We start from the raw sequence: 24944 nt of genomic DNA on the forward strand, positions 1-24944 counted from the left end.
TAAAAAACAATTACTAATTTAATTGAGGTTGATTTTTAGTCAATTCTTTAACACTATCAATAAATTCATCAGCAGGATTTACCTTAAAATTTCTTGAAGGCATTTCAATCGCAATTGCTTCTTCCTTATCTTTCACCTGAAAACGCAACATGCAATTTTTTACTGCATATTTTTGATTATTGGCTTCTACCAAACCTTGCAAATCGTTTAGCAATTGGTCAGACAGTTCGTTTAAATTTAGGCTAATCGTGATTGATTTGGTTAACTTGTCGCGCAATTCTGAAAGCAAAACCATCTGCGAAATCCGCAAATCCCAATTGTCTTTTTGCCTGAATTTCTCTTCAATGGTTCCTCTAATTTGCAAAAAATAACCGTCGAACATCAGGTTTTTAAACTTGATGTAATCCTCGCCAAACAAAGCAAACTCGTACGAATCGTTGTAATCTTCTAACACAAAAGTGCCGAAAGGATTTCCAGTTTTAGTCATTTTATGCTGAACGTTGGACAACAATCCGCCAACGCAAAGATCAGCTTTTCGTTTTAACTCGTTAAAAGCAGCAATAACTTCATCGCCGCCTTCGCGGTTCTTCATTTGCTGGATCAGCTTTAAATCCTTTACCGTAGCGTTGCAAAACTTCTCCAACTCGAACTTGTAATTATCCAGCGGATGGCCGGTTAAATAAATGCCGATCAAATCTTTTTCGTATTTCAACTTCTCAATCAGCGGATATTCCTCGCCGTCGGGCATCGAAGGTTCGGGTATAAAAGAAGCATTGGAGCCACCAAACAACGAAACCTGCGAACTGCTTTGCATGTTCTGGTAATCGTTGCCGTATTTGATCAGCCGTTCCAAACCCGTCAAAATGCCGTTTTCGGTCTTTAAAAAAAATTGGGAACGTTTTAAACCGAAACTATCAAAAGCCCCGCTGTAAACTAAATTTTCGCAAGATTTTTTGTTGACAGAACGCGTGTTAGAACGACGGGCAAAATCATAAATGGTTCGGTACGGGCCATTGGCATCACGTTCTTCAATGATACTTTCCACCGCTTTTTCGCCTACGCCTTTTATACCGGCCAACCCAAAACGGATTTCGCCTTTCTGGTTTACAGTGAAAGTATTGAAAGATTCGTTCACATCCGGACCCAAAACCGGAATACCCATTTGCCGGCATTCGTCCATAAAAAAGGTGATCTTTTCAATGTTGTTTTGGTTATTTAAAACCGCGGCCATGTATTCGGCTGGATAATGCGCCTTTAAATAAGCCGTTTGATAAGCCACAAAAGCGTAGCAGGTAGAATGCGATTTATTGAAAGCATACTGTGCAAATGCCTTCCAGTCGTTCCAGATTTTGGTGAGCTTATCTTTAGGATGACCTTTTGCCGTTGCACCTTCGGTAAATTGCGCTTCCATTTTGTTCAGGATCTCGATCTGCTTTTTGCCCATCGCTTTACGCAAAACGTCGGCATCGCCTTTGCTAAAACCGGCCAACTTTTGCGATAAAAGCATCACCTGTTCTTGGTAAACCGTGATGCCGTAAGTTTCAGCCAAATACTCTTCCATATCGGGCAAATCGTAACTGATTGGCTCCAAACCGTGCTTCCGTTTAATAAAATTCGGAATATATTCCATCGGTCCCGGACGGTAAAGCGCGTTCATGGCAATCAAATCCTCAAACTTATCGGGCTTCAGTTCTCGCATGTACATTTGCATCCCGTCGCTTTCAAACTGAAAAGTGCCGTTGGTTTTTCCTTCCTGATACAACTCGTAGGTTTTGGCATCATCCAAAGGAATCTCATCAATCGAAATATCAATGTGGTGGTTCAGTTTGATCATCCGCAGCGCATCTTTCAGGATCGTTAGTGTTTTTAGCCCTAAAAAATCCATTTTGATAACGCCTGCATCTTCCACCACTTTTCCGTCAAACTGTGTAACCAGCAAGGTTGATTCTTTGGAAGTGGCAACCGGCAAAATATTGGTCAGGTCTTCCGGCGCGATGATAATCCCTGCCGCATGAACGCCCGTGTTCCTGACCGAACCTTCCAGCTTCTCTGCTTCTTTTAGCACCTTAGATTTGAGGTCGTTCCCTCGAAGTATTTCCTGCAATTCTGGAACCTGTTCGATTGCTTTTTTAAGCGTGATGCCAAGTGTTTCGGGCACTAACTTTTTAATCGTATTTACTTCGGATAACGGCATGTTTAAAGCGCGCCCAACATCCTGAATGCTGGTTCGTGCCGCCATCGAGCCATAAGTGATAATTTGCGCAACCTGATTTTGTCCGTATTTATCAACCACATAATCAATCACTTTTTGGCGGCCTTCATCGTCAAAATCCGTATCAATATCGGGCATGGATTTACGGTCCGGGTTGAGGAAACGCTCGAACAACAGATTGTATTTAATCGGATCAATATTGGTAATACCGATGCAATAAGCCACCGCAGAACCGGCCGCCGAACCACGGCCCGGACCAACAAAAACGCCCAAATTCCGGCCAGCTTTGATAAAATCGGCCACGATTAAAAAGTATCCGGCAAAACCCATCGTTTTGATCGTGAACAACTCGAAATCCAACCGTTCCTGTACTTCTGTGCCGATTTCGTGGTAACGTTCTTTCGCGCCTTTAAAAGTTAAATCTTTCAGGTATTCCCACTGGTTTAACACATCCGCTTCTGCGCCATGATGGATTTTAAATTCCGGCGGAACCGGGAAATTCGGCAACAAAATATCACGCTTTAGTTTCAGCGTTTCTACTTTATCTACAATTTCGTTGGTGTTATCCAACGATTCGGGAACATCATGAAAAAGTTGTCCCATCTCCGCTTGGGATTTGAAATAAAACTGATCGTTGGGGAAACCAAAACGATAGCCTTTTCCGCCTTCTTCATCCGTGGCAATCGGCGTGCTTTGCATATCGCCGGTATTTACGCACAATAAAATATCATGTGCATTGGCATCCTGCTGATCCACATAATGCGAATCGTTGGAGCATATTACTTTTACCGCATGTTTTTTAGCGAAGGAAGTAAGTACGTTGTTGATCTTGATCTGTTCCGGAATGTCATGTCGCTGCAGTTCGATGTAATAATCCTCGCCAAATAAATCCAGCCACCATTTAAATTCGGCTTCTGCTTCGGCCTCGCTGTTTTTCAAAATCGCTTGCGGAACAGATGCACCGATACAACAAGTGGTGGCGATTAAACCTTTGTGGTATTTTAGGATCAATTCTTTATCAATGCGCGGCCACTTGCTGTACAAGCCTTCCATGTAGCCAAGGGAACACAATTTGATAAGGTTTTTGTAACCTTCGGCATTTTTGGCAAGTAATAACTGGTGGCAGCGTACGTCTTTTTTGTCTTTTGTAAATTGTTTTTTATGGCGGTCATCCACAACATAGAACTCGCAGCCCACAATAGGTTTAACATTGTGTTTGGCAGCTTCGGCAACAAATTTGAAAACGCCGAACATATTTCCATGATCGGTTATCGCCATGGCTTTCATGCCATCGGCAGCAGCTTTTTTAAAAAGTTTGGTAACATCCGCGGCGCCATCCAGCAAAGAAAACTGGGTGTGAACGTGTAAATGAGAAAAATCAGGCATAAAAGAAGTATCTAATGCAAATTTACAAAAACTATATTTGCGATAATAAAATGTGGAAAAGCGACCCAAAAAATGACAATTATGTTCAGGGCCCGTTTAGGTTTATACCAGAAGAAATGTTAATGCTTCTTTTACCCTATAAAAATTGGTGCAGGCACCAGCCTAAACAAACCAGAAACTGGACGCTCACCAATTTTTAGCCGATAAAAGAAGCATGGAAACTTCAACAAGTAAATTATAAACAGGCAATTGTTTTTTTAGAAAAATAATTTTGGGTACTTTGGTAAGGTTTCTCACGGGTACGTTTACGCTTGATAGGACAATGTTTAATCAACAATAAAAATTTTGGAAAAATACGGACGCATATTTCTTAAGGTTGTACTCTGGCTGATAGTAAGTGTGATTGCGCTTATATTATTGGTGGTGGTTTTGATACAAGTTCCTGCCGTTCAAAACTTTGCAAAAGATAAAGCCGTTAGCTTTTTGGAAGGGAAAATCCACACACCGGTACGCATCGGCCACATTTCTTTGGGTTTGCCCAAGTTGCTGGTTTTAGAAGATGTTTATTTTGAAGACCAGAAAAAAGACACGCTGCTGGCCGGCGAAAAGCTAAAGGTTGACATCAGTTTGTTAAAAATTTTGAACAACCAGATCGAGATAAACGAAGTTAATTTACAAGGCATCACGTCGCACATCAACCGAACGATGCCGGACAGTGCTTTTAACTTTACTTATATCATCAAAGCTTTTGCAAGCGACCAGAAGAAGCCAAAATCAACCGATACGGCTTCGATGAAGTTTTCGATCAGCAAAATCAACCTCGACCGTATCCATATTAAATACAACGATGCCGTTTCGGGCAATGATGTTGCTTTTAATTTAGGCCATTTTGATACCAACATCAAAGATTTTGATTTGGATAAGATGAAATTTACCGTTCCGAAAATTACGCTTTCGGATGTAAATGCACGCGTCATCCAACACCAAATTGCGGCGGCGGCCACTGCGGCTGCAACGGATACGGCTGCTTCCAAACCATTAAATTACGATTTGAAGTTGGGCGAAATTGATTTAAACCGGATTAAGGTTGATTATCAAAACGAATCCAACGCTTTAAAAACCAAAGTTGATTTGGGCAAACTTTTGGTTGATTTGGACAGCATTGATATGAAAAACCAGCGCGTGGTGATCCGAAATATCGAATTGAACCAAACCAAAGCCGCCATGGCAACCGGCCGGCCTGCAACAGCGGCCACCATAAAAACCACGGTAAAAGAAGCATCGAAAAAAGCAGTTGACAAAGACACGACCACAAAAACCGCTGCCGAAGAAAAAGGCTGGACGGTTAAATTAGGGAAAGTAGCTTTTGCCAATAACGATATCCAGTTTGACAACAACGCCTCAAAACCGATTGCCCGCGGTATTGATTACATGCACCTGAATTTAAAAGGCTTGAACGTTGATGCAGATGATATTTTGTACAGTCCGACTACGATTTCCGGCAAGATCAACCAATTTGCTTTTAGCGAGAAAAGCGGCGTGCAGGTTAGAAATTTTCACACCACATTTTTATACGGACAAAAACAGTCTTTCCTGAAAAACCTGTATCTGGAAACTCCCGGAACGGTTATCCGTGATTTTATTGATGTGAAATATCCTTCTATTTCCAGCCTCAGCAACAATTTGGGCGAGCTGCAGTTGAGCGCTAATTTTGCAAACAGCAAACTGGCTTTTAAAGATGTACTGGCTTTTGTGCCAACTTTGGCCACTACGCCGCCATTTAAAGGAAATGCAAATGCGAGTTTAAACGTAAACGGAAAGGTCAGCGGCAAGGTAAACGATTTGACGATTCAAAACCTAAGCGTTTCGGGATTAGGGCAAACTAAAATTGCAGCTTCGGCACATTTAAAAGGTTTGCCGGATGTGGACAAAGCTTTTTTTGACCTCGACATCAAAGATTTTACTACAACTGGCCGCGATATTGCCAAGCTGGCACCGGCAGGTTCTATCCCAACCAGCGTACGACTTCCTGAGTCTTTAGGCCTAAAAGGCACCTTTAAAGGAAGCATCAAAAACTTTACGACCAACATGGCTTTGCGTTCCAGTTATGGCAATATCCATGCAATTGCCGGGATGAAAAGCGGCAGCAAAAAAGGCAGCGAAGTTTATAACGCCGATGTGAAAATGGACAATTTTAATGTTGGGCGGTTGATCAAACAGGAAAAGACTGTTGGACGCTTAACCTTGAATGCCAAAGTAAAAGGTTCTGGCACGAGTGTAAAAAATGCCAATGCAACTTTATCAGCAAATTTAATCCGTGCTGATGTGAAAGGTTATGTTTACCGGAATTTGATTTTAACAGGCAATGCACACAATGGCTTAATCAATACTGTAGCCAGGATGAAAGACCCGAACATCAACTTTGCGCTGAATGCCAAAGTGAACATGGCCAACAAATATCCTGCGGTAAATGCCACTTTGAATTTAGACAGCATCAATTTGCAGCGACTGCATTTCTCAAGCACACCGCTTCGTTTACATGGTAAAATTGTGGCTGATGTCCCTACCGCTGACCCGGATTATCTGAATGGAAATATCCAATTGACCAACTTGCTGATCGTACAGGGAACGCAGCGCATTCAATTAGATTCGGTTGGTATTATTTCGACTGCCAATGCCGATAGTTCTTCGTTAAGGATCAAATCTCAGATACTAACTGCCCGAATGAGCGGCAAGTATAAGCTGACCGAAGTTGGAACGGCTTTGCAGGCAACTATCAACAAATACTATAATACTGGTGCTTCTTTTACCAAGGTAAAATTTGCGCCAGAAAACTTTACATTCCAAGCTGTTATCACCAAAACACCTTTGTTAACGCAGTTTGTACCTGATCTGAAACAATTAGACCCAGTTAAATTAACAGGGCGTTTTAACAGTGATGCCGGGGATTTGGTAATAAATGGTGCAGTGCCAAATACGGTTTATGGCACTAACCAGATCAGCAATTTAAAGCTGGCGATCAACACAGGCAATAATGCTTTGAACTATAGTTTTGGTGTAGATAAAATTGCAACTTCGTCTATCCAATTGTTAAATACCAGCATCAGCGGCAACGCACAAAACAACCTGCTTTCTGTAAATGTCAGCATAAAAGATAAGGGCTTAAAAGAGCAATACCGCATTGCAGGCGTGTTGAAAGCTTTGACAAACCAGTACGAATTTAGCCTGTTGCAAAACGGATTGGTGTTGGATTATGACCCTTGGACGGTGAACGCCGGTAATGCACTACAATTTGGCGGAAAAGGTATTTTGGCCCGAAACTTTAACATCACCAGCAATAACCAAACTTTAAGCGTAAATACAACAAACCAGAAACTAAACGGCCCGCTTGCCATTACTTTCCAAAACTTTAAAATAGAAACCTTAACCCAAATTGCAGAAAAAGATTCATTGAAAGTTGGCGGAAGAATAAACGGAAATGCACTGGTGAGCAATTTTGCAGCAAGCCCGGTTTTCACTTCTGATCTGAACATCCGCGATTTCAATTTTAAAGCAGATACCCTGGGCGACATTGCCATCAAAGTAAACAACCAGCAAGCCAATACTTATGCTGCAAATGTGTCCATTACCGGGAAAGGCAATGAAGTAAGGCTCGCCGGTTTGTACCATACCAACCAGCCGGACAACAACATTGACTTGAACCTCGATATTGTAAAGCTAAACATGAAGAGTATTGAAGGCTATACATTAGGGTATTTGCGCAATACAACGGGGGCTATCAATGGCCAGGTTAAAATTGCTGGTTCGTCTTCCGCCCCAAATGTCAACGGCGATATCAACTTTAATAAAGTTGGTTTTAATGTAGCCATGCTCAACTCGTATTTTAGCTTGGATAATGAAAAGATCAATTTCAACCGGGACGGTATAACTTTTAATGATTTTACCCTGGTTGATTCTACCGGAAATAAAGCAACTATCAACGGCTCTGTTTACACCAAAACTTTTACCGATTTTAAATTTGGCCTCGATATCAACACGGATAATTTCAGGCTGATCAATTCTACTCGCGAAGACAATCAATTGTATTACGGCAGACTTTTCTTAAACAGCCGCATCAAAATACGCGGCGATATGAGCAAACCGGTAGTTGATGCCAATTTAACGGTGAACGACCAGACGAACCTGACTGTTGTATTGCCGCAAAGCGACCCGGGAGTGGAAGACCGGAAAGGCGTGGTAGAGTTTGTAAACAAAAATGCACCAAAATTAGATTCAATTTTGCTGGCCAAACAACGCGACTCTGTCAGCAAGTCCGATATTACTGGAATGGATGTTTCTGCCAATGTTACGATTAATAAAAATGCCAACTTCAACATCGTTATTGATGAAAGCAACGGTGATATTGTGCACATAAAAGGGGCAGCACAACTGAATGCAGGTATTGACCCAAGTGGTAAAATTAATTTAACCGGTACTTATATTGTTAATACAGGTTCGTACAACTTATCGTATGCAACAGTACAACGAAACTTCACTTTTAAACAAGGCAGCACCATTACCTGGACGGGCGACCCGACCAGTGCCAACATTGATTTAACTGCGGTAAACGTGGCCAATGTACCACCGATTGATTTGGTGGAGGACCAGTTGAGTTCTGAAACCGAAAAAACAATGTACAAACAAAAATTGCCATTCAATGTAAACCTGAATTTGAAAGACGAGTTGATGAAACCAACCATCAGCTTTGATATTGTACTGCCCGACAGCAGCTACAGCGTGTCTTCTGATGTTATCAATACGGTGGATGCGCGTTTGGCACAAATCAGACAAGACCCGAACGAGTTGAACAAGCAGGTTTTGGGCGTGCTTGTTTTAGGACACTTTATTGGTGATAACCCATTGCAAAGTTCGGGCGGAAGCAGTGGTGTGGAAGGTATTGTGCGGAACAGTGTCAGCGGTTTGTTGTCAGATCAGTTGAACAAGCTGGTTGGAAACTCAATAGCCGGTGTTGATTTAAACTTTGGCCTGACTTCCGGAGAAGATTACTCAACCGGAACTGCACAGAACCGTACCGATTTAAACGTTGCTTTATCCAAACGCTTTTTGAATGACCGCCTGTCTGTTTCTGTTGGCAATAATTTTAATTTGGAAGGGCAAAACCAGCCCGGACAAAAAGCCAGTACCATCGCTGGTAACGTAAATGTAGGCTACAAACTAACCAAAGACGGCCGCTTCTCTTTAAGAGCTTACCGCCGAGACGAATACATTGTAATACAAGGCCAAGTGGTAGAAACAGGCGTTGGTTTTTCCTTTACCGTTGATTACAACCAGTTTAAAAACATCTTTAAAACTTCAGAACAGCTTAAAGAAATGCGCCGCCAGCAAAAACAGGACAAGAAGGACAAGAAAGCACAAACTTCAAAATAAACCTATGACCAGAGCTCTAATATATTTATTGTTAATTTCTATTTTTCTAAGTGCCTGCAGCAATACCAAATACTTAACCGGTGCGCAAAAGCTGTATGTGGGCGGCAAAGTAAATATCACTAACAAAGACTTAAAGAAAAATGACAAAAAAGCTTTGGCCGGAGAATTAACAGGTTTGCTTCGCCCAAAACCTAATTCAACAATTTTCGGTTTAAGGCCGAAATTATACATCTACAACATTACCAGAACAACTAAGAAAAAAGGGCTGAAACATTATTTAAACACAAAATTTGGCGAGCCGCCTATTTTGGCAAGTGCAGTTGACCTTACCAAAAACACCAATATTATTGTTAACCGTTTACAGAACGAAGGTTATTTCCAGGCTCAGGCCACAGGCGATACTATCAGTAAAGCAAAAAAAACCACTGCGGTTTATACCGTAAACACTGGCCCGGCCTATACCATCAAAACCCTTAGTTTTCCAACAGAAAAAGACAATTTGGATACCGCCATTGCAGGAATAGCAAAGCAGTCTTTGTTAAAAGTTGGCGATAAGTATAACCTGGATGTGATCAAAGCCGAACGGGAAAGAATTGATGCCAATTTGAAAGAAAAAGGCTTCTATTATTTTGCCCCGGAGGACCTGAAAGCAAGAGTTGACAGCACTGATGTAGGCAACCATCAGGTTGATATGTCGATCATTGTTATAAATACAACACCTGGCAAAGCGCGCAATATTTATAAAATCAACAACATTTACGTTTATCCAAACTATTCTTTACGAGACACATCTTTAATGCTCGACCAAGCGGTTAAGTACAACAATTATTATGTGATACAAAAAAAGCAAACCATTAAACCTTTTGTATTCAAAAATACCGTACAATTGCTGCCGGGTGGAGTTTACAACCGTGCGGACCATAACAAATCTTTAAGCCGTTTTATCAATTTAGGCCCTTTTAAATATGTAAAAAACAGGTTTGAAGATGTCTCCACTGATTCGCCGAGGTTAAATGTTTATTATTTCCTGACCCAGTTTCCGCGTAAATCTTTATCAGTTGATGTTTTGGCCCGAACTACATCCGCCAATTATAACGGCACGCAACTCAACTTAAACTTCCGCAACAGAAATACTTTCAGAGGGGCAGAACTGTTAACATTGACCCTTTTTGGAAGTACCGATGCACAAGTTTCCGGGCAATATGGCGGCGGCCATCCCCTGTCCCAGGTTGGTTTTCAAGCCTCTTTGTCCTGGCCGCGTTTCATCAGCCCTTTCAATTTCAAAAACGACAATGCCTATATTCCCCGCACCAACTTTTCCGTGGGCTACTCCATTGTAAACCGCAGCGGCTTGTACAATTTAAATTCCTTTAACGGTTCTTTTGGCTACCAATGGCGAGAAAGTACACATCGCTCGCACGAGTTAAATTTAATTACAGTTACTTATGTAAAACCAGCCAAAGTAGATACCGCTTATACCAACAATATTGCAGTTACCGGCAACCCGGCTTTAAGACACGTTATTGACCCGCAGTTTACTTTCGGCCCGTCTTACAGTTATACGTACACCAACACCACCGAAACTTATCGTACCAATACCGTTTATTATAACAGCCGCATCAGCTTTTCCGGAAATATTATTGGCTTGGCAAGCGGAGCGGATACGCTGGGCGGAAAAATAAAAAGGATATTTAATACGCCTTACAATCAATACATTAAGCTGGAAAACGAGATCAGGTTTTTTCATAAAGTAAGCACAAACAGCCAGATTGCAGCACGCTTAATAGCAAGTGCCGGTTTGCCTTATGGCAACTCCACCATTTTGCCTTACAGCCAGCAATTTTTTATTGGCGGTCCAAATAGTTTGCGCGGGTTTAGGGCGAGGTCTATTGGTCCGGGAAATGTTGACCCAGGGCAGTATATTCAAAATGTAGGCAACAACAATACATTTTTAGCCGATCAATCAGGCGATATAAAGCTGGAAGGGAACTTAGAATACCGGCCAAAACTATTCAGCATTGTTTATGGTGCCTTGTTTGCCGATGCCGGTAATGTTTGGAATACAAAACCGCATTATCCGGGCGGAAGTTTTGGCAAAAATTTTCTAAATCAATTGGCTGCCGATGTTGGCTTCGGTTTACGGTTTGATGCCAGCGTTTTGGTGTTGCGTACCGATTTAGGTTTCCCAGTAATGAGACCTTATACTTCAATAAACAGTAGTTTAAATACCAACAAACCAGTTTTCAACCTGGCTATCGGTTATCCGTTTTAATCTAAACTGAATTTTACCCGATAAAAAAAGCATGGCCAATTAAATTAAGCCATGCTTCTTTTATCGGTACTTTTTTGGTGAATATTAGGCAATAAAATCTACCAAGTCAGCCGTAAGTTTTTCTTTTTCGGTGATAAACAAACCATGCGGTGCGCCTTTATAAATTATAAATTTTGCATCCGGTAATAATTTTGAAGCTTGCTCTCCGGAAGTTTTAATCGGAACAGTTTGATCATCATCACCATGAATAATCAGCGTTGGCACTTTAACAGTGCTCACCTCCGCACGAAAATCTGTTGAAGAAAAAGCTTTCATACAATCAATCGTTGCTTTTCCGCTTCCCGTTAAAGCCAGCATTTGTGTCCAGTCCAGCATTTCCGAACTTACCACGGGTTTCAATAAACTGTCGTTGTAAAACTGTTTTCCAAACGCTGCCAAAAACTTCGGACGGTCATCGCGCAACTGTGTTTCAAACTCGTCAAACATTTTTTGCGGAACGCCTTCCGGGTTGTCATCCGTTTTCAGCAAATACGGAATGATCGAACTTACCAAAACAATTTTTGCAATCCGTTCGCTTCCATACAAACTTAAATAACGGATTACTTCTCCCCCGCCCATTGAAAAACCAACTAAAGTTACTTCGTTTAGGTCAAGCTCGTCCAGCAAAGCTTTTAAATCACTGGCCAACGTGCTGTAATCGTAATTTCCCCAGGGTTTGTCAGATTTTCCAAAACCACGGCGGTCATAAGCAATCACCCGAAAGCCATGTGCAGGCAACTCGTTCAATTGATATTCCCAGGAATCGCTTGTTAATGGCCAGCCATGGATCAGCACAACTGGTTTTCCCTGGCCTAAATCCTGATAAAAAATTTTAACAGGAGTTTCATTATTGTTTTTTGATTCTAGAAACGGCATTTTAATTTGATTTAATTGTTTGTTATAACTTGAATTTTAAAACTGTTGTTTTTAACAAGCATGAAATAATTTTATGCCGGTAAAAGAAGCATTGCCAATATTGGTTTAACCCTCAAATTAAAATTCTAAGTATTAGTTTTGGCAGATACTAATTTTACATGCCTAAAAAAAGCATCCCCCTGGAATTGATTGATCTGAACGGAAACGGTTTTCACGCACTAGTAAATGTAACCGTGTTTAACAAAACTTTTAAATTGGTTTTAGATACTGGCGCATCAAAAACAGCTTTTGATAAAACACTGCTCCTGGAACAAATACATGAAAAAGAGCTGATTAATTCCGGCCATTTAACCACTGGTTTAGGCACCAACAACATGGAATCTTTTATGACTACGATTACTGATTTCTACATTGGCAAGTTTCACATTCCTGAAATTGAAGTTGCTGTTTTGGATCTTTCCGCCATTAATATCGCTTACGAAAAGTTAGCCGTCGGGCCGGTGTTAGGTGTTTTAGGAGGCGATGTATTGGTGGAATTTAGGGCTGTGATTGATTATGAGAAGGGGAAGTTGAGTTTGAAAAGTGAGTAGTTTTTAGGTGATAAAAGAAGTATAATGGATTTAGAAGTTCTAAACGCTGAAAACGTTGTTTACAACTTCCAGTCAAATAATCAGTCATTATAATGCCCTTTTAAAGATAAGATACTTAAAATAGAAAGTTCCCGCTTGGTAATATTTCATAAATTAATCAGTGTTCATTATTTATTCGCCTCGACCATTTTCCTGATAGCTCATACTTTAGTGCTTCTGGCTTACCGATTCCTATGAAAGGATTTTTAATTATATCAGCAATCAGTTCGTGAATCTTTTTTTGAATTTGTTTATTGCCGGATTTATTCCAAAAATCTAAATCTTTAATTGCCCTGCTGGAATAAATTATTTCCATAAATCTTCCAGCGCAATCTTGGTTCCTTTACCTTCTGCTATTTCTTTGCTGCCTTCTAATATTTTGGCAACAAATTCAGGGTTATATTTAGTTTTTTCTTCTTTTTGAAAAGCAACATTTAAAGCCTTTAAAACAGCTTCAACTGTAGCCATTTGCTTTTGATTTTTTGGACGGACAATTAAAGTTTCCATAACACAAATTTAAGATAATTCTATTTCTTTTATTACAATTAGCAAGGCGATATTTTACGCAATACAAAGCAGTAGTTAATTACGAAAAATGTAGACTTGTTTTGAAAAGTATGGAATGCCTTACAGTCAATTCACTTTATGTAAATTTCACTAAAATAACTATTCACGATTGGCAAATTCGTCTTTTTAAACTAAAAATTTTTAACTCATTTAATGCTTCTTTTACCACCTAAATTTCAACATCAAACAAAAAAACCCTGCTCCAATTAAGGAACAGGGTTTCATACTTCTTTTACCACTATAATTTACACATCAATCTTCGCATACTTCGCATTTTTCTCGATAAACTCGCGTCGTGGCGCAACTTCATCGCCCATCAGCATTGAGAAAGTATGATCGCAGGCTGCAGCGTTATCAATGGTAACTTGGCGCAAGGTGCGTGTGTCTGGGTTCATGGTGGTGTCCCACAATTGTACGTCGTTCATTTCGCCCAAACCTTTGTAACGCTGCACGTGTACGCTGTCTTCCTTGCCGCCGCCTTTTAAACGTTGGATGGCCGCATCGCGTTGCGTATCGTTCCAGCAATATTGCGCTTCTTTGCCTTTTTTAACCTGGTATAATGGCGGCGTGGCAATGTAAATGTAACCGGCTTCCACCAATTCTTTCATGTAACGGAAAAAGAAAGTGAGGATTAAGGTAGTGATATGCGAACCGTCCACATCGGCATCCGTCATGATTACAATTTTATGGTAACGCAACTTAACAATGTTCAACGCTTTGTCATCTTCCGGCGTACCGATGCTTACACCAAGCGCGGTAAACATGTTCTTGATCTCTTCGTTTTCGTAGATCTTGTATTCCATCGCTTTCTCCACGTTCAGGATTTTGCCCCGTAAAGGAAGTATGGCCTGGTATTCGCGGTTGCGGCCTTGCTTGGCTGTTCCGCCTGCCGAATCGCCCTCCACCAAAAACAACTCGCACTTTCCCGGATCACTATCGGCACAATCGGCCAGTTTTCCCGGCAAACCAGTCCCGCTCATCACGTTTTTACGCTGCACCATTTCGCGTGCTTTTCGGGCAGCAGAACGGGCCGTAGCAGCCATGATTACTTTGTTCACAATTAAACGTGCTTCCCTCGGGTTTTCTTCCAAATAATTTCCCAGGATTTCGCCAACAGCCTGGTTTACTGCACCGCTAACTTCATTATTGCCTAACTTGGTTTTGGTTTGTCCTTCAAATTGCGGCTCCTGCACTTTTACCGAAATTACGGCCGTTAATCCTTCACGAAAATCATCACCGGTAATATCAATTTTTACATTTTTTAATAAGCCGGATTTATCCGCATACGATTTTAAAGTCCTGGTCAAACCCATCCTAAATCCCGCAACGTGTGTTCCGCCTTCAATGGTGTTGATGTTGTTGACGTAAGAGTGTACATTTTCCGAATACGTATCATTGTATTGCAGTGCCAACTCTATCGGGATTCCCTGCTTGTTGCCATCTACATAAATGGGTTCGGGAATGATGGAATTTCGCGTTCCGTCTAAATATTTAACAAACTCTTTTAAGCCGCCTTCTGAATAAAACTCTTCGTAAGGGTGCAAACCGGTTTCATCAGTTTCCCGTTCATCGGTAATCGAAAGCCGGATTCCTTTATTCAAATAAGCCAGTTCGCGTAAACGGCCGGCAATCGTTTCGTATTTGTATTCTGTGGATAAAGTAAAAATCTCGGGATCGGGCGTAAAAATAATTGTTGTTCCGCGGTTCTCCGTTTCGCCAATTTCCTTTACGGGATACATCGGTTTGCCGCGCTCGTATTCCTGGGTAAAAACTTTTCCTTCGCGATAAACCAAGGCTTTTAAATGGGTAGAAAGTGCATTTACGCAACTTACACCTACACCATGCAAGCCACCCGAAACTTTATAAGTGTCTTTGTCAAATTTACCGCCGGCGTGCAGAACCGTCATCACTACTTCGAGTGCCGAGCGTTGTTCTTTTTGGTGAAAACCGGTTGGGATACCTCGGCCGTTATCACTTACCAAAATAGAATTTCCTTCCTGGATCACTACTTTTATCGTATCGCAATGGCCGGCCAGTGCTTCGTCAATCGAATTGTCAACCACTTCATAAACCAAATGGTGCAAACCTTTTACGCCGGTATCGCCGATATACATGGAAGGCCGTTTCCGTACTGCTTCCAAACCTTCCAAAACCTGGATGTTATCTGCTGAATAATTGGACCGGTCTTCTACTAATTCTTTTATTTCACTCATAAATTTGGATCAAACATTAACCTTCAAAGATACGATTTTTAGCCTATATAAATGCTCTTTTTGCCAACAAAAGCAGTACTTGGAAAGCTGGTTTTTAAAAGATTAGGATACTTGCAGCGAAAGATTATCTTTGTCAAAATTTTTTAAAAAACCATGAAAATAACGGTATCCCGGTTGATATTAGGAATAGCAGTATCCGCAATGGCAGCAGCCTGTAACCAAACGCCAAAAACCAATAGCAGCACTGTTTCTGCCGAGAAAAACACCACTTCGGTTTCATCGGCAAAACAAGAGATTGTGTATGTAAATTCTGATTCGTTGCTGAACAAATACGATTATTTTAAAGATATGAGCAACCGCCTGGAAGACAAAGGCAAAAAAGCGCAGGTTGATGTTTCTTCTAAAGGGCAGGCGTTTCAGCGTGAAGTGGCCGAATATCAAAAAGGCGCTGCTACTTTAAGTGCCGACCAACGTGCCGCAACCGAACAACGTTTAGCGCGTAAACAGCAGGAACTGCAAACGTATAACCAAAATGCAAGCGCACAAATCCAGCAGGAACAAGCGGCAGAAAATGCAAAATTGTACGATAAAATTGCCGACTTTTTAAAAGGTTACGCCAAAGACAAAGGCTATAAACTGATTTTAACTTATTCTAAAGCCAACCCAACTGTTTTGTTTGGCGATGAAAGCTTAAACGTAACTAATGATGTTGTGAAAATTTTGAACGAGAACTACAAAAAAGACAAAAAGTAATTATACCAATCAAAAAATTTAAGTACAAAAACCCCGGCCAAACCGGGGTTTTTTAATGTGTAAAAATAGTGGACGGGCAACAAAACCATGAAAAGTTTATGCGGATGGCCATTCAGCTTTCCGAGCAAAACGTAGAACAGCGGCAAGGCGGCCCGTTTGGTGCCGTGATTGTGAAAGACGGAATGGTGGTTGCGCGAAGTGCGAACAAAGTAGTTCCGCAAAAAGACCCAACGGCACATGCCGAAGTTTCGGCCATTCGTTTGGCTTGCAAAGAGTTGGACACGCACAATCTGGAAGGCTGCGTTATTTATACCAGTTGTGAGCCTTGCCCGATGTGCCTTGGCGCCATTTATTGGGCACATTTAGATGCCATTTATTACGCCAATACCAAAGCAGATGCAGCAGCAATAGCATTTGATGACCAGTTTATTTACGATGAAATTGACCGGCCATTATCCGAACGGAAACTTCCGGCGGTACAATTGCTTCGAGACGAAGCTTTGGGCGCTTTTAAAAAATGGACAGCATCAGATTTGAATATCCATTATTAATACTTCTTTTACCGGCATAAAATCATTCATCAATTTTTATACGATAAAAGAAGCATTGGTTAAAATCAAGGTTTATCAAAAAAACCATCCTGAAGGTCGTCAATATCGCGGCGGTCTTTTTTTGTGGGCCGGCCTGCGCCTTGGTCGCGCCGAATCATTGGCGATTGAAAAACAGATTTATAGCCATACGTTTGTTCTACCGGCGTTTGGTCTTCATAAAACTGAACAGCGGTTTTCGCGTCTGAACGGTTTTCCAGCAAACCAGTAACTTTTAAAACTTTCTTTTCTATGCCTTTACTTACCTGGTAGGTTTCTCCAACCTTCACTTCGTGCGATGGTTTTATATTTTGACCATCCAGCTTTACTTTGCCGGCTTTACACGCATCTGCGGCCATGGTTCGTGTTTTAAATATCCGGATGGCCCATAAATATTTATCAATCCGTAACTTCTCTTTTTCTGCCATACTTCAAGATTAACAATGCTAAAACTGATTTATTGTTTAGATCAGTTTAGAATTAGCTGCCTTCATACGCATTAATACAATTTCCGTAGAAACGAACAACATTTAAAGACGCGATCGGAAGCATTGATAAAGATAAATTTTATTAAATGTGTAATTTAGCGCAACATTTCTTTTACAGTTTTAATAAACTTTTAAAATAAAAGCGTGTTTGATACTTTTATACCAAATTATACGCCTTTATTTTCTACCGAAACCAATTATACGTAAAACCGCATTTACTTTTTTATTTTATGAAAAATTCTGTTTTTACCTACAATGACGAACTGATTAAAATATCAGTTTTAAACGAAGTTGAAAAAGATGACATGAGCATTGAAGCTGATGTATTGATTGATGACGAAGACAATTACAAAATCTATAAAAAGAACGGGGTTAGTGTACCGGCGGAGAAAAGCTCGCGTTTAGATCCGTCGCTTTTGTCATTAATTAATAAATGTATTTAGCGCACGAAAGTTTTTTGGCCTTAGAGCCTGTTTAAATTTATATCATAAAATTTTACAATGCTTCTTTTATGCCTATAAATTTGGTGTGCCCGAATATTTTAAGGGTACAAAAACCACAAAAAGACAATGAATTTTATGTGGTAAAAGAAGCATGGCAAATAAAATAAGGTTAACAAAATTTAAACAAGCTCTTAGTTTATTTCTAAAAACAACCTGTTCCAAACACAAGGCCATCGCCATTTCAGTTTAAACAGATTGTGCCTGCTTGCCGGTTTTAAAACCTCAATTTTTGTTATGTTTGCCAAAGCGCAACTTATGCTGCTTGTGCCATTGGTAAAATTAAACTCAAAATTCTACAACAAAAATTAAGCTTGATACCGAGATGTATAATGATGTAAAGAAACTGATCGAAGATGCCTGGATTGACCGTACTTTACTGGAATCCAAAGAACATATTACGGCTATTGAAGATGTGATTGACGATTTGGACAAAGGAAAACTGCGCGTAGCCGAAATGATAACCGGCCGCTGGCACATCAATGATTGGATCAAAAAAGCAGTGATCCTATATTTTCCGATCCGCGATATGGCCGAAATAAAAGTTGGACCGTTTGTGTTCCACGATAAAATGAAACTTAAAACCAATTACAAAGAAACTGGTGTCCGTGTCGTTCCGCATGGCATTGCCCGTTATGGCGCTTACTTGGCCAAAGGTGTTATTATGATGCCTTCTTACGTCAACATTGGCGCTTATGTGGATGAAGGTACGATGGTAGATACCTGGGCAACCGTTGGTTCTTGCGCTCAAATTGGCAAAAACGTGCATTTAAGCGGCGGCGTTGGCATTGGCGGCGTGCTGGAACCGGTTCAGGCAGCGCCGGTAATTATCGAAGACAATTGTTTCATCGGTTCGCGCGCCATTGTAGTGGAAGGCGTACATCTGGAACACGAAGTTGTTTTAGGCGCCAACGTGGTTTTAACAGCTTCCACCAAAATTATTGATGTAACCAAAGAAACACCGACAGAATATAAAAGCTTTGTGCCGGCACGTTCGGTTGTGATCCCTGGTTCTTACACTAAAAAATTTCCTGCGGGAGAATACCAGGTTCCTTGTGCGTTGATTATTGGCCGCAGAAAAGAATCAACCGACAAAAAAACATCGTTAAACAATGCTTTAAGAGAGCATAATGTAGCCGTTTAGTTTTTTAGGTTCATGGATAATAGTTAATAGATAGTAAAAGCGGACAGGTCAGCAATAATTTATCAACCATGAGCCCATGAACTATTATCCATGAACAATCAACTTCTTAAAATCGCTTTCGATGCCAAACGTGCTTTTTTAAATAAAACCGGATTGGGCAACTACAGCCGGACAACAATTCGGGCTTTGGCAAGGCATGTTCTGCAAAACGAATATTTTTTATACACGCCAACAGTTGGGGAAGAAACAAGGCCGTTATTTTTGTTTAGCTTAAATAACATACAAGTTAAAACGCCTGCTATCGCAATTTTTAAATCTTTTTGGCGAAGTAAAGGCATTATCAAAGATTTAAAGCGCGATAAAATTCAGCTTTACCACGGTTTGAGCCAGGAGCTGCCGATCGGTATCAAAAAAAGTGGTATAAAAACAGTAGTTACCATCCACGATTTGATCTATCTGAAATATCCAAAATACTTTGACTGGATTGACCGGAAAATTTATGAATGGAAAGCCAGGAATGCCTGTGAAAATGCGGATTTGGTGATTGCCGTAAGCGAACAAACCAAAGCAGATTTAATCAGTTTTTTCAACATCAACCCTGAAAAAATAAAAGTTGTTTATCAAGGATGGAATTCAGATTTCACGCTAAAAGAAGTTGATGCGCTAAAACAATCAGTCCAAAAACGGTATCAGCTTCCGCAAAAATTTATATTGAACGTTGGCACGATAGAAACCCGAAAAAACCTGCTGCTGGTGGTAAAAGCTTTAAAAAATATTCCGGCTGATGTTTCTTTGGTTGTTATCGGGCGCGAAACCGAATATGCCGAAAAGGTCAAAAAACTGGTGGTAAAAGAAGCATTGCAAAAGCGCGTCATTTTTTTAAAAAACATTTCTTTTTACGATTTGCCATCTATCTATCATCTCGCACAGGTTTTTGTTTATCCCTCACGTTACGAAGGTTTTGGTATCCCGGTTTTGGAAGCTTTAACTTCGGGCACACCAGTTGTTGCGGCAACAGGTTCTTGTTTGGAAGAAGCCGGCGGGCCAGATAGCTTTTATGTTGATCCGGACGACGCAGTTGGCCTTGCAGAAAAAGTAAATTTGATTTTGCAAAACGATCAGCTTAGATTAAAAATGAAAGCACAAGGTTTTGAATATGCAAAACGTTTTCGGGAAGAAAACATTGCAAAAAATTTGATGGACGTGTATCTGCAAGTATTAAATAATGCTTAGGGACGAAGTTGCCAAAGCACTAAAAATAGTACAGGAAGGCGGCATCATCCTCTATCCGACCGACACGATTTGGGGAATTGGCTGCGATGCGACCAATACCGAAGCCGTCAAAAAAATTTACCAATTGAAGCAGCGCGAAGAAAGCAAAAGTATGATCATTTTGCTGGACAACGACAACAAGCTTTTGAGTTATGTACGCGAAGTGCCGGATATTGCTTATGATTTGATCGAATTTGCCGAAAATCCGCTCACGTTAATCCTTTCTGGTGCCAAAAATATTTCTCCGGCTTTAATCAATGCCGATGGCAGCATTGGCATCCGCGTAGTAAAGCACGAACTTTGCCAGCAATTGATCCAGCGTTTGCGCAAACCGCTGGTTTCTACTTCAGCCAATATCAGCGGCAAACCATCGCCAAAAAACTTTAGTGAAGTTTCTCCCGAAATTATTGAAGGTGTGGATTATGTGGTTGATTTAGAACAGCACGACTTGCAGCAAAAAAAACCATCCACCATTATGAAACTGGAAGCCGACGGTCGTTTTAGCTTTATCAGAAAGTAATAATCACTATTTTTGCACGCTAAAAGAAGCATCTGCAAAACTATTGATGCTTCTTTTATCCATATAAAATTGGTACGCAAAATTGATGAAACAACATCTGCAGCATCCGGTATTTCAAATTATTTCGAACGTTGCTTCCGGCAAACAAGTTCAAGCATTTGTGATCGGCGGCTACGTGCGAGATTTGTTTTTGAAACGCCTTTCTGCTGATATTGACGTTGTTGTTTTAGGAAACGGAATCGCTTTTGCCGAAGAAGTTGCGCAAAAACTCAAGGTAAAAGTTTCGGTTTTTAAAAATTTTGGCACGGCAAGTTTGAAATACAAAAACTTAGATTTAGAGTTTGTTGGCGCGCGAAAAGAATCATATCGGGCAGAATCACGCAAACCAATTGTAGAAGACGGCACTTTGGAAGACGACCAAAACCGCCGCGATTTTACCATCAACGCTTTGGCCATTGCTTTAAATGAAGAAGATTTTGGCGAGCTGATTGATCCTTTTCAAGGTGTAAATGATTTGGAAAACAAGCTGATCCGTACGCCTTTAGATGCTGAAATCACTTTTTCTGATGACCCGCTGCGGATGATGCGTGCCGTCCGTTTTGCTGCCCAGTTAAGTTTTACCATTGATCCGGCAGCGTTGGAAGCGATCAAAACAAACCGCGAACGGATTAAAATTGTATCGCAGGAACGGATTACAGACGAACTGAACAAAATCATTGCTTCGCCAAAACCTTCTGTTGGTTTCAACTATCTTTTTGATACCGGATTGCTGCAACTCATCTTCCCGCAAATGGTGGTATTGCAAGGCGTAGAAATTGTGAACGGACAAGGCCATAAAGACAATTTTTACCACACCTTGCAAGTGCTGGATAATATTTCGGAAAACACAACTGATTTGTGGTTGCGTTGGGCTGCAATTTTGCACGATATTGCCAAACCAGCAACCAAACGTTTTGAGCCTGGCCACGGCTGGACTTTTCACGGCCACGAAGATAAAGGTGCGCGGATGGTGCCAAAAATATTTGCCCAGTTAAAACTTCCGCTCAACGAAAAGTTAAAATTAGTGCAGAAATTAGTACAGTTGCACATGCGCCCCATTGTTTTGGCGCAAGAAATTGTAACGGATTCGGCGGTGCGGCGTTTACTTTTTGATGCAGGCGATGACATTGAAGGCTTGATGCTGCTTTGCAACGCCGATGTTACCACTAAAAATGAGTATAAAGTAAAAAAATACCGCAACAATTTTGAACGCGTTAAGCAGAAATTGAAAGATGTGGAAGAGCGCGATCGCATCCGCAACTGGCAACCGCCTGTTAGCGGCGAAGATATTATGGAAACCTTTGGCATTAAGGCCGGAAGGGAAGTTGGCATCATTAAAAGCAGCATACGCGATGCGATTTTGGAAGGCGAAATTTTTAACTCCCGGCCCGAAGCTTTAAAACTGATGATTAAAAAAGGGGAAGATATTGGCTTAAAAGTTGTAGCAAAAATTTTAAATTAACGAACGATTAATCATTATAAAAAATATCAGGAATGGCAGTTTACAGGTTTAAAGTGAGTTTTGAAGATTACGATGACGTTGTCAGAGAAGTTGAAATTCAATCTAAACAAACATTTGAAGATTTACACCGCATTATCCAGCAGTCAACCGGTTACAACCCCGAGGCTTCTTCCTCTTTCTACGTTAGCAACGATCATTGGATCAAAAGCGATGAGATTGCGTTTATGCCTTCTGCCAAAAAAATTGACCGCGGTGTTGCTTTGATGGAAAACTCTAAACTAAGCAGCTTTATTGATGACCCTCACCAAAAATTTTACTACACCTACAATTTCGATCGGCCGTATGATTTTCATGTCGAGTTGATAAAAATACTGTTGGATGATACGACCGGAAAAGTTTACCCGCAAATTGTGCGTTCTGCGGGCGATGCGCCAAAACCATTTGGCGCCGTAGCTGCCGTTCCGGTTGCTGATGGCGATGCCGAGGATTTCGACTTTTTGCATGAAGAAGGTTTAAACCCGGAAGACGGCCACGATTTTACCGAACTGGACGAAGTGGACGATGTGCCGGCTGTAGACGAGGAAGAAGCGGAAGACGAGTTTGCCGATGACGAATTTGCTGACAATGGACACATTGAAGACGAAGAACACGGTGCAAAAGAAGATTATTAAACCTGATGCTTCTTTTACTGTGCAAAAATTGGTAAACAAAAAGCCTTGGTAAAGGCAAAATACATTTTAATTTCAGTTTGCGGGCCAACGGCAGCCGGAAAAACTACTTTGGCAATCGAGTTGGCAAAGTATTTTCAAACAGAAATTATTTCAGCGGATTCGAGGCAATTTTATCGCGAAACGGAAATCGGAACAGCAAAACCATCCACCGAAGAATTGGCTGCGGTTCCGCATCATTTTATTAATTCGCATTCCATCACCGAAAATTTTTCTGTTGCCGATTTTGAAAAAGCAGCGTTAACAAAGCTGGAAGAACTATTTCAGCAACACAAAATTGTGCTGATGGTTGGTGGTTCCGGTTTGTATTTGCAGGCCATTTATCAGGGTTTTGATGATTTGCCCAATGCCGAACCGCAGGAAAGGGAACATTGGAACCAAGCTTATCAGGAGTTTGGTTTGGAATATTTGCAAAACCAGTTGAAAATTCTCGATCCCGAATATTATGAACAAGTTGACCTGCAAAACCCACAGCGCATCATCCGTGCTTTGGAAATTTCTGCTTCCACCGGAAAACCATTTTCTTCTTTCCTTACCAAAACCAAGAAGGAACGAGATTTTAAAATTATCAAAATAGGTATCAACCCGGAAAGAGCGATTTTATATGAGCGCATTAATAACCGTGTTGATGAAATGGTTAAAAACGGCTTGGTAAAAGAAGCATCGGATTTGTTACCGCAGCAACATTTAAATGCTTTAAATACGGTTGGTTACAAAGAAATTTTTGATGCTTTTAATAAAAAAACACCGGTAAAAGAAGCATTGACATTGATCAAACAAAACACGCGGCATTTTGCAAAAAGGCAAATCACCTGGTTTAAAAAAGATCAGGAGATTTTATGGTTTGATTCGCCGGACTTGCAAGCAGTTCTTTCCGTTTTACTTCCTTTAATTGGTTAATTTTCGTTTTCCAATTCCTGATAAAGCAATTCGTATTGCGCCGCAACTTTTACTTTTGAGAAACGCTTTGCATTTTCAAAGCCTTTTTTAACGAGTTCATTTCTTAAATCTTCATTACCAATTAACGTTAGGATTCCATTTTTAATTGAATCAACATCAAAAGGATCAACCAACAAAGCAGCGTTTCCGGCAACTTCCGGCATGGATGAACAATTAGCAGTAACCACCGCCAAACCGCAAGCATTGGCTTCAATAATTGGCAACCCAAAACCTTCTACGGTTGAAACGAAAGTTAACAAATCAGCATTTTGATATTCCAAATATAATTCCTGCTCAGTTAAATCCAGCTTGTTTATAACTTGTATTTGATACTTGTTAAGTATTTCTTTTTGCCGTTTATCCAACTTTCCGATAATAGTTAAAGTACAAGGAATTCCAAAAAGCGCTTCTGCCAAACATTCTATATTTTTGTTGAACGCTGTGCCAACTTGTAAAAGTTTAAGTTTGAATTGATTAAACTTTAGGTTTTGAATTGGACGAAAAGTATCCGAAATAAAGTTTGGAATTACTTTGATTTTAGTTGGATCAACTTGCACATATTTTAAAACTTCAGCCTTAGTTGCTTCCGAAATTACCGTAACCCGATGTGCAAACTTTACCGGCAATACAATCCAAAACCATTTTAAGATGCTTCTTTTAATGCCATTATTTTGGTGCAGAAAGGCCAGATCGTGGATCGTTAAAACACGATGACTAAACCAAGCACCTAAAATAGCGTAATGTACATCGCCGGTTACATGAACAATTTTGTTTCGAAATGAAAGCAGCGAACAGATATTGACAACGCGGTTTAGAATTGAATTGCTAAACCGGGAAAGAACATATTTATCAATGCTGCGCGAAGTTTGTAAGGCTGTTTTAAGTTGATCG

General features: G+C 40.6%; 19 protein-coding genes. 12 read left to right on the forward strand and 7 right to left on the reverse strand.

Features of this window, described 5'->3' with window-relative positions; translation table 11 throughout:
• Window positions 1-13: 13 nt before the first annotated feature.
• A complete protein-coding gene (gene dnaE, locus Q0192_RS00310; protein ID WP_299284345.1) occupies window positions 14-3598 on the reverse strand; it encodes a DNA polymerase III subunit alpha in 3585 nt (1194 codons plus the stop codon).
• A 399-nt stretch (window positions 3599-3997) separates the two neighbouring features.
• Between dnaE and Q0192_RS00315 the strand changes: the two genes are divergently transcribed.
• Both Q0192_RS00315 and Q0192_RS00320 read left to right on the forward strand, forming a co-directional pair.
• Entirely contained in the window at window positions 3998-9025 is a 5028-nt protein-coding gene (locus Q0192_RS00315) for a translocation/assembly module TamB (RefSeq protein WP_299284347.1), read from the forward strand.
• Between the two features lie 4 nt (window positions 9026-9029).
• A complete protein-coding gene (locus Q0192_RS00320; RefSeq protein WP_299284349.1) occupies window positions 9030-11297 on the forward strand; it encodes a BamA/TamA family outer membrane protein in 2268 nt (755 codons plus the stop codon).
• 84 nt (window positions 11298-11381) lie between these two features.
• Here the strand turns inward: Q0192_RS00320 and Q0192_RS00325 are convergent, their stop codons facing one another.
• Complete coding sequence (locus tag Q0192_RS00325; RefSeq protein ID WP_299284351.1) at window positions 11382-12212, reverse strand: alpha/beta hydrolase; 831 nt, start codon at window positions 12210-12212, stop codon at window positions 11382-11384.
• Between the two features lie 158 nt (window positions 12213-12370).
• On the opposite strand from Q0192_RS00325, the gene Q0192_RS00330 reads away from it, so the two are divergent.
• On the forward strand, window positions 12371-12802 hold the full coding sequence (locus Q0192_RS00330; RefSeq protein WP_299284353.1) for an aspartyl protease family protein: 432 nt from the start codon (window positions 12371-12373) through the stop codon (window positions 12800-12802).
• A gap of 157 nt (window positions 12803-12959) precedes the next feature.
• Here Q0192_RS00330 and Q0192_RS00335 read toward each other — a convergent pair whose 3' ends face one another.
• The 3 genes from Q0192_RS00335 to gyrB form a co-directional block, all read right to left on the reverse strand.
• A complete protein-coding gene (locus tag Q0192_RS00335) occupies window positions 12960-13157 on the reverse strand; it encodes a Txe/YoeB family addiction module toxin (RefSeq protein WP_299284355.1) in 198 nt (65 codons plus the stop codon).
• Window positions 13148-13348 (reverse strand): DUF2683 family protein, encoded by a 201-nt coding sequence (locus Q0192_RS00340; RefSeq protein WP_299284358.1) that lies wholly within the window; start codon window positions 13346-13348, stop codon window positions 13148-13150. The genes Q0192_RS00335 and Q0192_RS00340 overlap by 10 nt, the downstream gene beginning before the upstream one ends.
• A 305-nt stretch (window positions 13349-13653) precedes the next feature.
• A complete protein-coding gene (gyrB, locus tag Q0192_RS00345; protein WP_299284361.1) occupies window positions 13654-15621 on the reverse strand; it encodes a DNA topoisomerase (ATP-hydrolyzing) subunit B in 1968 nt (655 codons plus the stop codon).
• 153 nt (window positions 15622-15774) lie between these two features.
• Here gyrB and Q0192_RS00350 point away from each other — a divergent pair, with 153 nt between their 5' ends.
• Entirely contained in the window at window positions 15775-16374 is a 600-nt protein-coding gene (locus Q0192_RS00350) for an OmpH family outer membrane protein (RefSeq protein ID WP_299284364.1), read from the forward strand.
• Between the two features lie 68 nt (window positions 16375-16442).
• On the forward strand, window positions 16443-16925 hold the full coding sequence (locus Q0192_RS00355; protein WP_299284367.1) for a nucleoside deaminase: 483 nt from the start codon (window positions 16443-16445) through the stop codon (window positions 16923-16925).
• 65 nt (window positions 16926-16990) lie between these two features.
• Here Q0192_RS00355 and Q0192_RS00360 read toward each other — a convergent pair whose 3' ends face one another.
• The gene (locus Q0192_RS00360) at window positions 16991-17389 is read right to left on the reverse strand and encodes an RNA-binding S4 domain-containing protein (protein WP_299284370.1); all 399 of its coding nucleotides are present in this window, start codon (window positions 17387-17389) and stop codon (window positions 16991-16993) included.
• 290 nt (window positions 17390-17679) lie between these two features.
• Between Q0192_RS00360 and Q0192_RS00365 the strand changes: the two genes are divergently transcribed.
• The 7 genes from Q0192_RS00365 (at window position 17680) to miaA (ending at window position 24014) form a co-directional block, all read left to right on the forward strand.
• Window positions 17680-17892 carry a hypothetical protein gene (locus Q0192_RS00365; protein WP_299284373.1) on the forward strand — a complete coding sequence of 71 codons (213 nt, stop codon included), beginning with the start codon at window positions 17680-17682 and terminating at the stop codon, window positions 17890-17892.
• Window positions 17893-18274: 382 nt separating this feature from the next.
• A complete protein-coding gene (locus Q0192_RS00370; RefSeq protein ID WP_299284376.1) occupies window positions 18275-19093 on the forward strand; it encodes a 2,3,4,5-tetrahydropyridine-2,6-dicarboxylate N-succinyltransferase in 819 nt (272 codons plus the stop codon).
• Window positions 19094-19183: 90 nt separating this feature from the next.
• On the forward strand, window positions 19184-20326 hold the full coding sequence (locus tag Q0192_RS00375) for a glycosyltransferase family 1 protein (protein ID WP_299284379.1): 1143 nt from the start codon (window positions 19184-19186) through the stop codon (window positions 20324-20326).
• Complete coding sequence (locus Q0192_RS00380) at window positions 20319-20885, forward strand: L-threonylcarbamoyladenylate synthase (RefSeq protein ID WP_299284382.1); 567 nt, start codon at window positions 20319-20321, stop codon at window positions 20883-20885. Before Q0192_RS00375 ends, Q0192_RS00380 begins: the two co-directional genes overlap by 8 nt.
• Before the next feature lie 85 nt (window positions 20886-20970).
• The gene (locus Q0192_RS00385; protein ID WP_299284385.1) at window positions 20971-22386 is read left to right on the forward strand and encodes an HD domain-containing protein; all 1416 of its coding nucleotides are present in this window, start codon (window positions 20971-20973) and stop codon (window positions 22384-22386) included.
• A gap of 32 nt (window positions 22387-22418) precedes the next feature.
• Window positions 22419-23057 carry a hypothetical protein gene (locus Q0192_RS00390; protein WP_299284388.1) on the forward strand — a complete coding sequence of 213 codons (639 nt, stop codon included), beginning with the start codon at window positions 22419-22421 and terminating at the stop codon, window positions 23055-23057.
• A gap of 45 nt (window positions 23058-23102) precedes the next feature.
• Window positions 23103-24014 (forward strand): tRNA (adenosine(37)-N6)-dimethylallyltransferase MiaA, encoded by a 912-nt coding sequence (gene miaA / locus Q0192_RS00395; protein ID WP_299284391.1) that lies wholly within the window; start codon window positions 23103-23105, stop codon window positions 24012-24014.
• On the opposite strand, the gene Q0192_RS00400 is transcribed toward miaA, so the two are convergent.
• On the reverse strand, window positions 24011-24944 hold a 934-nt coding region (locus Q0192_RS00400; RefSeq protein ID WP_299284394.1), incomplete at its 5' end, for a glycosyltransferase family 1 protein. The two genes, miaA and Q0192_RS00400, sit on opposite strands and share 4 nt — an antisense overlap.

Origin of the sequence: uncultured Mucilaginibacter sp. (assembly GCF_937859865.1) — a bacterium.
Lineage (GTDB): Bacteria > Bacteroidota > Bacteroidia > Sphingobacteriales > Sphingobacteriaceae > Mucilaginibacter_A.

What these genes read in the sequence shown, in the direction of transcription:
- dnaE (WP_299284345.1), bottom strand. Translation starts at nt 3,598, where the DNA reads ATGCCTGATTTTTCTCATTTACACGTTCACACCCAGTTTTCTTTGCTG.
- Q0192_RS00320 (WP_299284349.1), top strand. Translation starts at nt 9,030, where the DNA reads ATGACCAGAGCTCTAATATATTTATTGTTAATTTCTATTTTTCTAAGT.
- Q0192_RS00325 (WP_299284351.1), bottom strand. Translation starts at nt 12,212, where the DNA reads ATGCCGTTTCTAGAATCAAAAAACAATAATGAAACTCCTGTTAAAATT.
- Q0192_RS00330 (WP_299284353.1), top strand. Translation starts at nt 12,371, where the DNA reads ATGCCTAAAAAAAGCATCCCCCTGGAATTGATTGATCTGAACGGAAAC.
- Q0192_RS00335 (WP_299284355.1), bottom strand. Translation starts at nt 13,157, where the DNA reads ATGGAAATAATTTATTCCAGCAGGGCAATTAAAGATTTAGATTTTTGG.
- Q0192_RS00340 (WP_299284358.1), bottom strand. Translation starts at nt 13,348, where the DNA reads ATGGAAACTTTAATTGTCCGTCCAAAAAATCAAAAGCAAATGGCTACA.
- gyrB (WP_299284361.1), bottom strand. Translation starts at nt 15,621, where the DNA reads ATGAGTGAAATAAAAGAATTAGTAGAAGACCGGTCCAATTATTCAGCA.
- Q0192_RS00350 (WP_299284364.1), top strand. Translation starts at nt 15,775, where the DNA reads ATGAAAATAACGGTATCCCGGTTGATATTAGGAATAGCAGTATCCGCA.
- Q0192_RS00360 (WP_299284370.1), bottom strand. Translation starts at nt 17,389, where the DNA reads ATGGCAGAAAAAGAGAAGTTACGGATTGATAAATATTTATGGGCCATC.
- Q0192_RS00365 (WP_299284373.1), top strand. Translation starts at nt 17,680, where the DNA reads ATGAAAAATTCTGTTTTTACCTACAATGACGAACTGATTAAAATATCA.
- Q0192_RS00370 (WP_299284376.1), top strand. Translation starts at nt 18,275, where the DNA reads ATGTATAATGATGTAAAGAAACTGATCGAAGATGCCTGGATTGACCGT.
- Q0192_RS00375 (WP_299284379.1), top strand. Translation starts at nt 19,184, where the DNA reads ATGAACAATCAACTTCTTAAAATCGCTTTCGATGCCAAACGTGCTTTT.
- Q0192_RS00380 (WP_299284382.1), top strand. Translation starts at nt 20,319, where the DNA reads ATGCTTAGGGACGAAGTTGCCAAAGCACTAAAAATAGTACAGGAAGGC.
- Q0192_RS00385 (WP_299284385.1), top strand. Translation starts at nt 20,971, where the DNA reads ATGAAACAACATCTGCAGCATCCGGTATTTCAAATTATTTCGAACGTT.
- Q0192_RS00390 (WP_299284388.1), top strand. Translation starts at nt 22,419, where the DNA reads ATGGCAGTTTACAGGTTTAAAGTGAGTTTTGAAGATTACGATGACGTT.